11 protein-coding genes are annotated in these 15,745 nt (G+C 49.8%); all 11 read right to left on the bottom strand.

What is annotated here, in order from left to right; all coding sequences use genetic code 11:
• Window positions 1-123 precede the first annotated feature (123 nt).
• Window positions 124-4,119: an SUMF1/EgtB/PvdO family nonheme iron enzyme gene (locus H8S65_RS03370; RefSeq protein ID WP_186928559.1), complete on the bottom strand. Its 3,996-nt coding sequence runs from the start codon at window positions 4,117-4,119 to the stop codon at window positions 124-126.
• Between the two features lie 29 nt (window positions 4,120-4,148).
• The gene (locus tag H8S65_RS03365) at window positions 4,149-4,910 is read right to left on the bottom strand and encodes a cupin domain-containing protein (protein WP_186928558.1); all 762 of its coding nucleotides are present in this window, start codon (window positions 4,908-4,910) and stop codon (window positions 4,149-4,151) included.
• 144 nt (window positions 4,911-5,054) lie between these two features.
• The gene (locus tag H8S65_RS03360) at window positions 5,055-6,149 is read right to left on the bottom strand and encodes a chorismate transformation FkbO/Hyg5 family protein (RefSeq protein WP_186928557.1); all 1,095 of its coding nucleotides are present in this window, start codon (window positions 6,147-6,149) and stop codon (window positions 5,055-5,057) included.
• Window positions 6,146-7,921: a YncE family protein gene (locus H8S65_RS03355; RefSeq protein ID WP_186928556.1), complete on the bottom strand. Its 1,776-nt coding sequence runs from the start codon at window positions 7,919-7,921 to the stop codon at window positions 6,146-6,148. Before H8S65_RS03355 ends, H8S65_RS03360 begins: the two co-directional genes overlap by 4 nt.
• 6 nt (window positions 7,922-7,927) lie before the next feature.
• On the bottom strand, window positions 7,928-8,737 hold the full coding sequence (locus H8S65_RS03350) for an IclR family transcriptional regulator (protein WP_186928555.1): 810 nt from the start codon (window positions 8,735-8,737) through the stop codon (window positions 7,928-7,930).
• A gap of 171 nt (window positions 8,738-8,908) precedes the next feature.
• A complete protein-coding gene (locus H8S65_RS03345; protein WP_186928652.1) occupies window positions 8,909-10,000 on the bottom strand; it encodes an ABC transporter permease in 1,092 nt (363 codons plus the stop codon).
• 5 nt (window positions 10,001-10,005) lie between these two features.
• Complete coding sequence (locus H8S65_RS03340) at window positions 10,006-11,145, bottom strand: ABC transporter permease (RefSeq protein WP_186928554.1); 1,140 nt, start codon at window positions 11,143-11,145, stop codon at window positions 10,006-10,008.
• A gap of 37 nt (window positions 11,146-11,182) precedes the next feature.
• Entirely contained in the window at window positions 11,183-11,920 is a 738-nt protein-coding gene (locus H8S65_RS03335; protein WP_186928553.1) for an ABC transporter ATP-binding protein, read from the bottom strand.
• A 376-nt stretch (window positions 11,921-12,296) separates the two neighbouring features.
• The gene (locus tag H8S65_RS03330; RefSeq protein WP_186928552.1) at window positions 12,297-13,217 is read right to left on the bottom strand and encodes an ABC transporter ATP-binding protein; all 921 of its coding nucleotides are present in this window, start codon (window positions 13,215-13,217) and stop codon (window positions 12,297-12,299) included.
• A gap of 5 nt (window positions 13,218-13,222) precedes the next feature.
• Entirely contained in the window at window positions 13,223-14,116 is an 894-nt protein-coding gene (locus H8S65_RS03325) for an HlyD family secretion protein (RefSeq protein ID WP_186928551.1), read from the bottom strand.
• Window positions 14,117-14,423: 307 nt separating this feature from the next.
• Window positions 14,424-15,743: a TolC family protein gene (locus H8S65_RS03320; protein WP_186928550.1), complete on the bottom strand. Its 1,320-nt coding sequence runs from the start codon at window positions 15,741-15,743 to the stop codon at window positions 14,424-14,426.
• Window positions 15,744-15,745 lie beyond the last annotated feature (2 nt).

Below are 15,745 nucleotides of genomic sequence, written 5' to 3'. Positions count from 1 at the left end.
TTTATTAGAGTTCACAGATGCGGCAAATGTACGCAGATTAATCGTTTGATGAAATAATCCGTGGCAATCTGCCACATCTGTGCTCTCTATGGGTTGATAGATATTATCTATACCTCTTTATTATCAATCTTCAATGATCATACGGAAACCGACATTGAACACACGCTGGTACGGATAGTAAGCTTTACGCGTGTAGGAAGCCGCATACTTCGGACGGTCGATGTAAGAACCGCCACGGGCAACCTTGTATTCGGATGTCTCTTTCGTCTTCTCATTATACGGATACGATACATAGTCGGAACGGGTCCATTCGGCTACGTTTCCGTGCATGCTGTACAGACCGAACGGATTGGCTTCGTATGCCTTGCCGCCAACCTGAACCAGGTTACCATCGTCTACACTCTCTTCTTTCGGAAGGAAGGTATAGTATTTGTACCACGGGTTCGTCTTAGCCATCGGCTGAGGGTCTACACCGTAAACGGCAAGCAACAAGGTTGTCTTGTCCGCCAGGTTGTCCTTCTTACCGAAGTCTGTGTGCATGTCACCATACCAGAAGTCCTGGTCGCTACCGGCGCGGCAAGCCCATTCCCACTGCGCTTCTGTCGGAAGCGTGATCTTGAGACCTGTCTTTTCGCTCAGTTTCTGGCAGAATTCCATAGCATCGTTGTAGCTGACACGGATCACCGGTTGTTCCGGTTTATTAGCCGGATAACCCTGGTTCACATGGTCTTTCCACTGCTGGTCAACGAAACGGCTGTCATGATCCGGGAAGACAACGTTGAACTGTTCGTTCGTCGTTTCCAACTCGGCCATCCAGAAGCCTTTGTCGATCTTCACCTTGGCAGTAGGATAAGCATCCGGTTCGCCACGATAGCTACCCATCACGAATTCTCCGGCCGGAATACGGACGAAATTGACTTTCACACCCGGAGCGATTTCAACCACCTTACGGGTTTCGGTTTCCTTAGCCAGCATTTCCTTGATCCGGTCGGACCCGAAAGGCCAGCCTTTAGCCTTCACGGTCTTTTCCTTTACAGGAGCAGCCTTTTCTGGCATTACCGGAGTGATCGGGCCTTGCTTCTTCAGATAATCCGCATAGTCGGCGATTTCCTTCTTCCAGTCCACACCGGCTCCGTTTGCATACTTATCGGTCAATTCCTTACGACGCTTGATCTGGTCGAATCCTTTATAAGGAAGCATTTCCAGCACGTTAGCATTGAAATAACCTTTATCAGGAGCATTGTAATCGATCCAGTTGTAAAGGGTCTTCCATTCCTTATCTGTCAGCTTCACATTGTGGTGACCTTTCTTCAACAGACGAACGAGTTCGCTCGTGTTGGGATGATATTCGTACGGTTGCAAGACGACCATATCACCTTCACCACCCTGGCGGTGTACGTACGGATGCAGGTTCAGATAAGACGTGCCATAGCCCAACTTGTCTTTCTTCCCGCCACGCAGGTCGAACGCTTTTCCTTCACCATTATGACAGGCGATACAAGCGCGATCCAGGATCGGCTGCATTTCCAGGTCGAACGTAAAGGAGCGAGTACCTCCTTCGGGCAGAGTCAAGGCAGACGGAGCTTTCTGTGAAGCGATCACACGTTTCGGGATCGCGATCTGGTTCTGGTCTTCGTGGCAACCGATACAGGAAACCACTTCGCCCGGCTGACCGGTTACCCAGCTACGCATCCACTGGATAGCCACACCGTCCTTATCCAAAGGTTGGATGGAGATCGGAGTGTTTGCCGGAGCTTTGAAGATCACGGAACCGTCTTCTTCAACAGGAACCGTACCCAACATACGTTTGATATCCCAACCAGACTGGATTCCGTGCCAGTTATGGTCGGAACGGGTCTTTACATACGCATATTCGTAAGCATGCAGGCGCAGTGACTTAACCGTTCCGCGAGGAATGCCCTTCAAACCCTCTCCTTCGTATATGTCCTGAATAAAGAATGTCGCTTCCTTTTCATTCAGTTTCACACGGTCGGGGATAGACGGGGGAGTCTTCGTTTCGCGCACCAGGATCGGGCTGATATAGCCTTCGCCTTCTGCCTGCATCAAACAGGTCACGTTGTCGTAAACGTCCACCAGATAAAGTCCCCACAAAGCGTGCGGGTCTAACTTGGCTGCTACCAGGAAGTATTTATCGTTCAGCGGTGTCGGTTTGATGAACTGCGGCCATACGCCGTTAACCAGCTGGTCTTTGATCTCTTCCTGGATCGGACGGTTGCGGTGAGGGATTTCCTGTACCATACCGGCTGTGCTCTTACGTCCCTTTGTCGGGTCAAAGATGATCATACGACCGGAACGGGCTACACCGTGGTGGCCGGAGATAATGCCGACGAACGCCGAACCATGGCCGGGCAACGGCTGTACGTCGAACGTACTGTTCGGGAACATCGCGCCGCTACCGTAGAGGGCTTTGTTTTCTGTCCCGTCCGGATTCATGTGCATGACGATACGGGAATAGTAGTGAGTCAGGTCGGTGTACTCCCAGCGGGTGTACATCACGCGACCGTTATTCATGATAACCGGGTTCCAGTTGGCATCCTGGTCGAATGTCAGGCGGCGCATGCTCTTATCCTTCGGGTTATACAGCACCATGTTACCGACAGCGTCATCGCCGTTTACACAGGGAACGCCCTGATAACCGATATTGGAGATCGCAATCACACGGCCGTCAGGCAGATACGTCCCATCATAAAATTCCAGATCCGGCTCGTCGTTTTCAACAAGCGGTTTGAAGCCTGTTCCATCCAGATTCACTTCGTAGATGTTCCAACGCTTGTCGTCCTGCGTCTGTGTGAACATGACGCGGTCACCGTTCCAATGCAGTTTCAGGTCCGCGATGGAAGAACCGTTTTTCGGCTTATATACCTGGCGCATCTGCACATCGCCACGCAGGTTGGAGAGTTCGACAATCTCGGCATCGAAGCCTTCACGGCCGGCAGATTCCTGGTTACTCCAGTTATTGGCCTGGGTTCCTAAAGAAGGTGTCATGATCTGATGGGCCTTCGAACCTACTTTGAAGCGGGCTGCCACGATCTTGTCGGCATCCAGCAAGGGGTTTGCCAGCAAGATAGCACGTTTACATTCCAATGCTTTCTTGGCATCGGCGATGGCCTGTTCGTCACCGTTATAGATGCCTTTGAAGCCTTTCTTTTCGAGCTGTACCAGTTCGTTCAGCATCGGTTCGTATTTGGCGGCGTCGTAGCCTTTCTGCTTTTTCATATCGGCGAAAGCCAATTTGACAGCCTCGACGTTCAGCCATTCCAAATCACTCTGAAGCGTGTACAGGTCCTGTACTTTCTCAACCAGTTCGAGATACTTGCGTATCTGGGTGTTGAGATCTTTTTCGTTAGCGATCTGCTTGGCTACATTCGAATAGTACGCACCGTCCTTCAACCGGGCGATCGCATTATCCGCAGCCTGCTTTTCAACAGAAGCATCCGGAGTGATCAGCCAGGTATCCAGGCCGTCCAATACGGCGCCCAGCATACCGATCTCTTTCGGATATTTGGTATTCAATTCTTCTGCGACAAAGGTCGGGACTGTGTTCAACGCCTGGAAGAACACGCTTCCGCCGCTTGAAGTATCGTCGATACCTACTTCGGCTTCGAAACGGACATACTGGCCACCCACCGGATATACCAACGTTCCGTTCGCATGGCAGAACACACCGTGTTTGTATTCCTTTCCGGCAATTACGATTTCATGGTCGTAAGCATTTGTGTTCATCTTAGGCTTTGCCCAACCGGCAACACCATATTCATAAGGAACTTCGTCCAACCATACGGCTGTACCATCGGCTTTAATCAAACGGGCGTTTGCCCATACAGCCTGGTCGTAGTCCGTACCGTCGGGACCACCGGCCGTTACAAGCACCAGCTTATCCACGCCTTTCAGGTCTACCACGAAAGGTTCGGCTTTCGCCTTATGCTTCATCCAGGTAGAGATGATCGGCATTCCGGATTTCTTCAGCTTTGCCTGCAATTCCGTTTTAGCTTTGACTGAAGCATCAATCCACGTTTCCGCCTTCTTCTGCTTGGGCCCGGCGGACACCATGACAGAAGAGGACAGAAGGAGTGATACTAATAAATAGTATTTATTCATGTAATAAATTATAAGGTGTTTATTACTTATTATAACGCAGCTTTCGTGTTGGTGAAGCGCAAGCCGTCATTATCATGGTAGCATGCCCATTCATCAACAATAGCACCTTCAGGACCAGCCATCATAAAGTGGAAAGATTCCAATTGTTTCAGGCGAAGAACATCACCGACATTCTGAACTACGAAGTTCTTACTCTTGATCGGTCCGTGAGTAGCCGGGATAGCCGGAGCGTTAGGCGTTTCATCTCCTAATACAGAGAAGTTATATACCCATCCCTTTTCTACCATCCAAGATTCGTGTTTAGCCGGGAATTTGGTTTTCACATGAGCGTGCTCAGGAATCATCTGTCCCGGAAGCAGATAGATAGCATGAGCAAAGTAGCCATGATCAGCATCGTTGATCCAGAAGATACCGCCCATACCTACGTTTTCAAAATCGCCCAGACCGAAGTCGGTTACCCACATGTCCTTAGCCATCAGTTCGGTAAAAGGAACGTCATAGAAAGCGAACATGTCTTTCATTGCTTCAATAGCAACATCTTGTTGGAACTTGCCGTCTTTGTAGAAGTCGGCATTTGTGAATTTCTTTGAATACTTCATTTCTTTATTATTTTTACAGTTAGCATTGTTGTTACACTCGTTTTTACAATCATTTCCGCACTGTTCGGTGCATTGTCCTTCGCCTGCAGCAGCGCAACAGGTCGCTTCGCCGGTAGATGTTTTGCCGCCACATGCAGCCATAGAAAGCAGTAGAGCTCCCATCGCAGTTAATTTCATAAGATTCTTTTTCATCTTTTCTCTTGTTTATTTAGTTAGTAATTAATATTTGTTTCCTGCTTTTGTTCCATCCGTTTCCCTTCGGGGAAACTATCGTTTCCTCCCTAAGAAACTGTCGTTTCCCTACGAGGGAACTTTTGTTTCATGCCTATGAAACTGTTATTCGATGGCAATCCCTTCAATCTCTATCAATAGCTCATCCCGGCAAACATCCGCCCACATGTAAGAGATCGGTATATTCAAATTATATCCTTCAAGCAACTGACGCGCCTCCTCATAAAAAGATTTTTCTTTCAGATAGACACGCAGCATTTTCAGCTTCGCCGCTCCGATCAGCTGGTCGATGTTTTCCATTGTGATATGAAGCTGGCGGTCGAGCCCTACTCCTATCAGGCTTTCTTCTCCACGGATGGCTGCCGTACCGCTTATATAGACAATCCGCCTGCCGTCGAAGGTCATGCTCTTGGCACGCTCGAACTTCGGTGTCGCTTTCTTCTGCTGGGCAGCTTCGAGGACCTGGTCCGAATAGGCATGGGCGGCAATCTGCAACTTATTGTCGATCGGGGTGGCATAGCATCCGGGGCGGGCAAATACAGCCGCATCCAAATCGACCAGTATGCCTCCCAAGTTGGCCCCGATACCGGTAGCAGCCGGATAGCCGTTGCTCCAGTCCGTCTTTCCATAGAAATCGGCACGGGCGTTGTTGAACATCTGGTAATGCTGGTCCGGCCCGTCGAAACGGGTGATCTGCTCGATGTAGTTCCACTGGCGGATGATGCTGTTCACCGGGAAGCCTTCCCGCCGCATCACCTCTCCCATCATATGGAATACTTCTGAAGACTGTTGCTGGATGCCGAAGTTGATCACATCACCGTGGAAACCTCCGGCAAAAAGGAAACGGCCATCGGCATTTTCCAGTACGACATACGGGAAACCACCGTGATGGCGGAAGGTGATATGATCGTTTTCATCCGCCTTGTAGCTATGAACCTCCAGGATCAATCCGGCATTCAGAGGAGGCTGGGAAACGTAGCTCAATACCGGCTCATGGTTCCCGTAGAACTTACGGATCTTCTCGCGCAGTATGATACGGCGGGAGACGTATTGTTCGTTGTCGTTCGGCATACCGAAGAATGCCAAACGGAGAATCTGTTCGTCTTGCGGCAACTGTGCCAACAGGGCGTCCACCATATCACCGAAGGTAGACAACGCGGTCGTATAGATATTATAATGTATTTTATCGCAATAATTCATAAAGAGTTCACATATTCGGTTAATGCTTCGATATCTTTCTCTGAGACTTTTTTCTCGATGCCGTGCTTATGGACACTGAACACATCCTTCATGGTGGCGGCACGTCCGTCGAACAAATAAGGAGCCGTACGCCACACCTCGCGCAAAGTCGGAGTATCCCAACCTTTTTCGAACTCTATATCTTCACCGATACGGTGGTATTTCATATCCGTATAGTAAACACCGCTATGGCATTCCCCGCATTTCAACTTTTCGAAAACCTTCTGCCCTTCCTTTGCCAGATCGGACAGTTCGCCGTTCACCAAATAAGGACTGGGCACGGGACGAAGCGATTTCAAATAGGCATCCACACAAACGGCGTCTTCTTCGGTAACATCATAAAACTGGATAAAGTTAAAGCCGGCCCGCACAGCCCGTTCCGCATGTTCGCGAATACCGGAAATCATGTTGGGAGGAGTCACATGGCTAAAGAGCATGCTCTTGCAATTCTTGGAGTTGCCGACACCGTCGTTCATCAAGTCCCAGTTCATGCCGTCCGTCCGGGCATCCCCCGGATGGCAACCGTTACAGCTCTGCCAGTTCTGGAAACAGTGCGAAGCATCGTTGAAGTAGCGTTCGCCTTTGTTCTCTGCCGTTTCCTCGCGTCCGGGATTCAGCTCAACCGACGTCACTTCGTTCGTATTGACATCCATTATATTCAGGACATCGGCAAAGTAGGTCGGGATAATCAGCTTGTCACCTGCCAGGATCATATTGCGAGGACCGTTCCCCTCCAACGGGATACGTTCACGAAGACCGTATAAGAAAGTCAGGTCGTAGTCTAACACCGCCTTATTGGGATAGTTCAGGAATTTCTCCAGCATCGCCTTATGGTCGATCACACTGACCTCGTGCGTTCCCGAATGAGAGATGAAGACAGACTCGTCATTGCAGGCAATGCTCCAGATACCGGCTGCACCCCGTTCCGGCTCGTCCACGACGATAGCCCCTAAAAACTCCTGCTTGTCGGCATCGATCACACTGAAAGCACTCGTGTTCATCCATCCCTGTTGCAATTGCGAGGTCGGCACAGTGAAACGGCCCAAGTTGTGCGATACATATATATACTTGCCGTCGGGAGTGATGCAGATTCCCCGGAGGGCATTGCTACCGTTTGCCAACTGGATGTCCTTCACCTTCGTGAAGCCATCCATTTCGATGACGGAGACACAGGCGGCCACATAGTCGAGATCAGCCCGCTGTGCCGGCAAGAAGTTCGTGACGAACATATATTTGCCGTCCTTGCTGAACACGGCGGACTTCGGTTCGCGCAGCACCTTCACCGTACGCATCACCTTGCGAGCTACCGGATCGATCTCGGAGATCGTAGTCTGGAACTGGTTGCATACATATATATGTTTCTTATCCGGGCCGAACATCGGATGGCATGCTCCCGAACCGGTCGGAATAGAAGCCTCCACCCTGCCCGATTCGAGCGACAGGATCTGTAAATGGCCTGTCGTTCCGAATGTCGTCACATACGCCTTGTCGCCATCCACGAGGATGCCCGTAGGCGCTTCGTCCATAGGAAAAGAACGCAACAATGTTTTACCATCAGGCGAAAAAACATCAACCCGCTTTACCCCTTTATCTGTCATCAACAACTCACCTTCGGCATTCGTCACGACATCTGTCGGGAAGAACGGTGGGTTGCCTGCTGAAGCAAAGGAGATGCAACAGCAGGCAAAACAAGCCACCAGTGAGTTTTTAAACATGTATTTTCGTGTGTTCATGGTATATTATATTTTTTTTGCTTTACTATATCCTAACTCAAGGGAAATGGTCTGGGCCACTTTCCTTATACAATCGGCCGATGTCCGTACGACCTCCTTCGACAACCGGTCCTTCGGGCCTGAAATCCAAATTGCCCCACAAGGATAACCTGTATAATTAAAGATAGGCGCTCCGATGCAAATCACACCGTTCAACTCCTCTTCATTGTCCATGGCATAGCCCAATTTCCGGACCTTCTCAAGTTCCTCCAGATAAGCATCACGCGAAGTAATAGTCCGGGCGTTGTAGCGTGTAAATTCCATATAAGTCAAATATCGGTCCCGTACTGTATTCGGCAGATAAGCCATGATCGCCTTTCCCGGAGCCGAACAATGCAAATCGAAAGGTTTCCCCGGCGAGAGGATAAAACGGAACGTATGATGTCCCTGTGCCTGCTCGATAAAGATACCCTTCCGGTCTCCCAGCACGCCGAAGCATGCCGTCTCTTTTACCTGATCGCGCAAATCACGCAAACGAGGCAAAACAGTTTCCAGTAAATTGTGTTCGTTCAGTGATCTGAATCCCAAAGTTAGCAATTTACGGGATAACTTGTATCGCTTTGTGTCTTCATTATAAATCAAATAGTCCAAACGCACCAGCGTATTTAAAATACGATAGGCCGTCGTCTGTGAAATATCAAGGGTCGACTTGATTTCCTGAAGCGTCTCACCCTGGGTGTGAAGCGACAAGTACTCAAGTACAGCGATCCCTTTTTCGAGATTCGGAACCTTGTAGTTCTCTTCTGCTTTTTCCATATTTGGAATAACGCTTTCCATATTTGAAATATTGTTTCAGATTTGAATCAAATATAGAAGAGTGCGAAGAAATGAAGGCAGGATGTTTGTAAAATATAGTTAAGTATGTCGTAAAACACATTATAGGTGAAAGTTGAAAGGTGCTTCGCGTCGCTATTTGTATTTTCACTTTCAACTCTCACCTTTCAACTTTCACCTCTTCTTGTAGCTGACGATAGCAAGCACGTTAAAGAACAGGGCGAACAGGCAAACGGCAATGAAGTGCCCGGTGAGGTCTGACAAAGTGCTGCCTTTCAGATAAACCATTCGCATCACTTCGACTAAATAGCGGAGCGGATTGACACGTGTCAGTTCCTGTGCCCAGACCGGCATACTGCTGACCGGTGTAAACATACCGCTCAGAAGGACAAAAATAATCATAAAAAAGAAAGCCGTGAACATCGCCTGTTGCTGGGTGGACGACACGGACGAGATAGCCAGGCCGAAACCGGTAAACGCCATCAGGTAAACTGCCGCAAACAGATAGATGATCCCCATATTGCCTACCGGCAACAATCCGTAGACCAGCCAGGCGATACAGGCGCCTATCGTGAGCAGGATAAGACCGATAACCCAGAACGGTATCAGCTTGGAGAGCAGGAACAGGGCTTTCGGGACAGGCGTCACGTTGATCTGTTCGATCGTCCCTTTCTCCTTTTCGCTCACGATGTTCAGTGCGGAAAGGAAACCTCCGATAAGCGTCAGCAGGAAAGCCATGATACCGGGAACCATATAGTTCTTATAATTCAGATGTGGGTTGAACAGGTTCGTGACACGGATTCCTCCCTCCTGGGCCGATATGGGAGAGAGACTTTTCTCCTGGTTAAAATCCTGGATGATAGACGCAAGATATGAACTGCCGATTCCTCCCTTCGTCCCGTTCACGGCATTGGCGGCTATCAGGAGCTCGGCCGTTCCCTCCCGTCCCAACCGTTCTTCGAAACGGGACGGGATTTCGAGGATGATATCGGCGGCATTGCTTTCGATCGAAACCAAAGCCTCGTCGTAACGGGGCGAAACATCCGCCAGCCGGAAGTAGCCGGAAGAAAGAACCTTGTCTGTCAGCCTACGGGAAAGGACGGTATGGTCGTTGTCCACGATACTAAGATTGATATTCCGCATCTCGAAATTAGCGGCAAAAGGAAGGATCACCAGTTGTATGACCGGCAACAGGAAGATGATACGGGGCAAGAAACGGTCCCGTTTGATCTGCTTGAATTCCTTCTCCAATAAATATTTCAGCATCCTCATTACAATCGTATTTTAAAACGTTTCACACTTAATCCGACCAGCACGACCACCATCAATGCCAACACGCCTATTTCCTGCAGGACGGAACCGAAGCCCAAGCCTTTTATCATGATATCTTTCACGGCGATGATATACCATTTGGCCGGTACGATATTGGAAATGACTTGCAGGATCTCCGGCATATTCTCGATCGGAAATACCATCCCGCTAAGCAATATGACAGGCAGCATCAGGACAACGGCGCTGATCAGCATGGCGGCCTGCTGCGTGTCGGCTATCGTCGAGATCAGCAATCCCAAGCACAACGCCACCAATGCATAGAGGACGGAAACGCCCACTAACAGCAACAGGCTGCCATTGATCGGCACATCCAGCAGGAAATACGACAAACTTAGGATGGTAGCTATATTCACTAAGCTCAGCAACAGATAGGGAGTAGCTTTTGCCAGAATGATATAAACCGGTTTCATCGGAGAGACGAGAAGCACTTCCATCGTCCCGATTTCTTTCTCCTTCACGATCCCGACGGAGGTCATCATGGCACAGATAAGGATCAGGATCAGTCCCATGACACCGGGCACGAAGTTATAGGCGCCACGAAGCTGGGGGTTATAGAGCAACTTGATTACCGGCGCAATCCCTTGGTCAGGTGAAAGGTGAAAGGTGAAAGGTGAAAGTGGCTTCGCGTTGCTATTTGCATTTTCACTTTCAACTTTCACCTTTCCACTTTCAACTGCTATCTGCGTAGCATACGCAGATAGCTGCGTCGCTTCGTTCGGATCGGTCGCATCGACTAATAGCTGGATTTCATTTTCACCTTTCAACTTTCCACTTTCAACTATTAAAGCCATCCGGATTTTTCCCTGACGGAAAAGAGCCTGGCCTTCTTCTTCGCTATCGATCATCTTATAGAGTTCGAAATACTCGCTGGCGACAAAATGGGAAATCATTTTCTGTGTTACCTCGTCGCGGCTCTGATCAAGGATTGCGACAGGCACACGCTTGATCTCCGTCGTGATGGCATAGCCGAAAAGGATGATCAGCACAATAGGCATCAGCAGCAGGATCATCATCGTCCGCCTGTCACGGAAAATGTGTAAAAATTCCTTTCTAACAAAAGCAGCCAAAGAATCTCTCATCTTTATTTCTTATTTTTTAATTCTTAATTCTTAATTTCTAATTGTCCACTCTCCTTGCCCCCCGCGCCAACGCATGGAAAACTTCGTTCATATTACCGGCCTTGAAAGACGATTTGAGGGCGGAAGGGCTGTCCAGGGCTTCGATCTTCCCGTCTACCATGATGGAGACACGGTTGCAATACTCCGCCTCGTCCATATAGTGGGTGGTGACAAAGACTGTAATACCGCGTTCGGCAGCCTGGTAGATCAGTTCCCAGAACTGACGGCGGGTGACAGGATCGACACCTCCGGTCGGCTCATCCAAGAAAACGATCCGGGGTTCGTGGATGATAGCGACGGAGAAAGCTAACTTTTGCTTCCAGCCCAACGGCAGTGCATCGACCAAGGTGTTCCGTTCGTTCTCCAGATCAAGGACACGAAGCAGTTCGTCCGTCTTCGCTTTCAGTTGTTTTTCCGACAAGCCGTAGATACCGCCATACAAACGGATATTCTCCCAGACCTTCAAGTCGCCGTAAAGGGAAAACTTCTGACTCATATAGCCGATATGCCGCTTGATCTGTTCCGTTTCCTTATAGATATCGAAACCGGCGACCTTTCCCGTCCCGGAGGTCGGTGTCGAAAGACCGCACAACATACGCATAGCCGTCGTCTTCCCGGCTCCGTTCGCCCCCAAGAAACCGAAAATCTCCCCTTCGCCTACCGTGAAACTAATGTGGTCGACGGCAGTAAAGGTTCCGAAGCATTTCGTTAGTTTATCTGTTTCTATTACGTTCATAATTATAAAAGACAAAATGGTATAAATGCTGATTTATAGGTGGACTAACAGCCAAGGCTGCGCCTTATGCCGTAGGTTCTCTTTTGCCGTCTGCTTCAGCAGACGGTTTAAAAGATTTAGAGGCAAAGCCTCTTCCTCTGTGGACTTCAGTCCCTTTCATCTATTGTATCAAAAGGGGTTAAAACCCACAGAGGAACCGGCAAAGCCGGAACAATCATCTATCCGTCTGCTTCAGCAGACGGCAAAAGAGAACCTGCGGCAACGAGGCTTGCACATTGTAGCTATAAACACACCCATAAATCAGCATTTATGCACCACATTATTATTAACTCATTACTATATCAACTGTCCCAACCTGGGACGGTCCTTTTCATATTTATAAAGCCATAAAACAATCCTCGATACCGGGTTTTATCGGTTCGATACCGATATCCGTATGTCCTTTTGCCGTCAAGAAAGCCTGCAAATTCCTGCGGAAGGCGGCTTCCCCTTCTTTCTCCACTACATCCTTGCGAATGGAGAAATGATGGGCATCGCCGAAAGAGAAACAAGAGTCCGCATCCGGGTATGTCCTGAGATCGAGCAACAGCTTATACATGGAAGCCGACCGGACCGCATACAAATGCTTATCGAACGTACCGCGAATACCTTCCGGCGTGTCGACCGACAAGCACCGGCCGCCGCGCATCAGGGCAATACGGTCGCAACGGGAAGCCTCATCCATATAGGGCGTTGAAACCAGGATCGTAATTCCTTGCCTCTTCAACCGATCCAGCATATCCCAAAATTCCACACGCGAAACAGGATCGACACCTGTCGTAGGCTCGTCCAGGAAAAGAACATCGGGCCGATGGATCAACGCACAGCTCAGCGCCAACTTCTGCTTCATCCCGCCGGAGAGCTTCCCGGCTTTCCGCTTCTTGAAAGGTTCGATCTGGACATATATGTCGCGTATCAGGTCGTAGTTTTCCTCAACAGTCGTATTGAATACGGTAGCAAAGAAGTTCAGGTTCTCTTCCACCGTCAGATCCTGATAAAGGGAAAAGCGTCCCGGCATATACCCTACACGCCATCGGATTTCCTTATAATCGCGCACGACATCCAGCCCGCAAACCGATGCCGTACCGCTATCCGCCAGCAGCAGGGTAGTCAGTATCCTGAACAACGACGTCTTGCCCGCCCCATCCGGCCCGATCAGCCCGAAAAGCTCCCCTTCGCCGATATGCAACGAGATATCCTGCAAAGCCTGAACTTTCCCGTAAGCCTTATTGACCTTCTGAACAACTATATCCTTCATGTAAATTAAGAATTAAACCTCATTTCTCCATACTGTCCGATCTTCAAGTAACCGTCGTTCTTGACAGCGATCTTGACGGCATACACCAGGTTGGCACGTTCGTCTTTGGTCTGGATGCCTTTTGGGGTAAATTCCGACTTTTCGGAAATCCAGGTGATCGTACCCGGATATTCCCTTTGTGCCTTTTCGCCGAAATCTGCAAAGACACGAACCTGCTGTCCGAGTTTCAATTGCGTAAGCTGTTCGGCGGTAAGATAAGCGCGTAGATACAAGAGATCGGTGTCGGCTATCTTATAAAGAGGCTTGCCGGCCGCCGTGACTTCGCCCGGTTCGGCATATTTCACAAGGACTGTGCCGGACTGCGGGTTGACGATGCGGCTTTTCTGCAACTGGTCGTCCAACTGCATGATCTGGTAGACGATGCTTTCCGCTTCGGCATCCGCCCCGCCTGTCGTTTTATGCAAGGTCGAATATTGGGCATCCAGTTGCTTTTGCAGCACTTTGATGTTGTTGACGATGTCATCGACCTGTTTCTGGTTGCCGGCTTTTGCCTTTACCAGGTTCTCCATACGCTGCTGCTCACTGCGGGCAACGGCGATCTGCTGTTCAAGGGAAGCGATCTGTTTGCGGATGTCCGGTTTCCGAATGTCCACGCTACGGAGGCCCGCTTCGAGCTGCTTCTTCCGAAGGTAAAGCTGCGTACTGTCCACATAGCCCAGCACTGCCCCGGCTTCAAGCCTGTCACCTTCCTGCAGGTTCAATTCCATGATCTTCCCGTTCGCTTCCGAGGAAACGATTATTTCGGTGGATTCGAATGCACCGGTGGCATCGAAGTCGTTGTTATTGCTGCTGCAAGCAGACAAAGCCAGAACAAAACTGAATAAAAGAATCGGTTTCATATTGAATGTGTTTATTTCTTTCGATTAAATGATGATTTATCGGTGTGTTTATAGCAACAATGTGCAAGCCTCGTTGCCGCAGGTTCTCTTTTGCCGTCTGCTGAAGCAGACGGATAGATGGTTGTTCCGGCTTTGCCGGTTCCTTTGTGGGTTTTAACCCCTTTAAATATAATATATGAAAAGGGACTGAAGTCCACAGAGGAAGAGGCTTTGCCTCTAAATCTTTTAAACCGTCTGCTGAAGCAGACGGCAAAAGAGAGCCTACGGCATAAGGCGCAGCCTTGGCTGTTAGTCCACCTATAAATCCTCATTTGTATCCTTCATTTGTTGTGTACATATAATTATAGATCGACTGCAATTGCTGAATCCGGTGGGTGGCGGCGGATTGCCGGGCCAGATCTTCGGAGTTGATTTCGCGGATCAGGTCGGTGACGGAGATCACGCCATTCGCCAATTTAACTTCGGCCGCCTTTTTGATGCTGGTGCGGAGACGGATGATCTCGTCGTCCGCTTTCATCAGGTCGGTCATCTTTTTGATCTCCGTGTTCTGCTGCGTCAATTGGAGACGAGTGTTAAAGAGGAACGTCTCCCGTTGTACCTCCAACTCCTGGCGGTTCGTGGCAATCTTCCGGCGATCGTTCTTCAAGGTATATAGTTTACCCATGTTCCAGCTCAAACGGACACCTGCCATATAAAACGGATTGAAACTGTCTTCTAACATATTCAACCCCGGCCGGCCATATCCTCCCTGGAAGAAAGCGCCGATACGAGGCATCAGGCCGGCAGTCAACTGCTTGTTCTGCAATTCGAGTAGATCGCTTTTGGCATCCAACGCACGAAGCTCCGGACGGTTGATCACAGGCGACAATGAAGTTGTCCCCGGCAGCGAAGGAACTTCCAACACGAACGTTCCGGCATCAGGCCGACCGATCAGGGCAGCCAGCATTTTGCCGTAAGCCGAACGGGCTGCCTTCAACTCGATCTCCTTCTGGCGGGCGTTCAACAATTCGACTTCCATGCTTTCGCGGTCGGACTGGTTGGCAACGCCGTTCTCCATCATGGCAGAGATACGATCGATATTGATCTGCAACTCTTTCTGGAGCAAACCGTTCTGGCGGATCAGCTCGTCCTGCAGGAGACAACCGAAATAAAGCTGGTTCACCCGGTCGTTCAAGGCATAAAGATCGCTGTTCAGCTGTTCCCGGTCGGCCATCGCCTGCGCCTCCGTCAACTGGCGGGTGGAACGGATCGCACCGCCGTCCCAGATCGTCTGGTTCACTTCGGCCACGACCTGATACTGATCCTTGCCAAGTGTCGGGATCTCGATTCCGGGGATCACAGCCGACAGCTTATCTGCATCGAACGGCAGTTTCGTCACATCGCTCTGGTACGTTGCCTTTGCATTGACCGAGAGTTGCGGCATCCAGCCTTTGGCGGCATTGGACAGGTTATACTGTTCGGTCTGCTCGATCAGCCCGTACCGACGTATCTGCGGATAGTTGGCATGCGCCCATTCGTAGCACTCGCCCAGCGTAATACGTTCCTGTGCCCCTACTCCTTCCGCCATAAGGGGAAAGACAAGCAACAGGACGATCTGTTTCCAGCTATGCAGGAATGTCTGTTTCATAT

It is taken from the genome of Parabacteroides hominis (genome assembly GCF_014287585.1).
GTDB classification, from domain to species: domain Bacteria; phylum Bacteroidota; class Bacteroidia; order Bacteroidales; family Tannerellaceae; genus Parabacteroides; species Parabacteroides hominis.
Note: the sequence above shows the minus strand (reverse complement) of the source record. Positions and strands in the feature narration are given on the sequence as shown.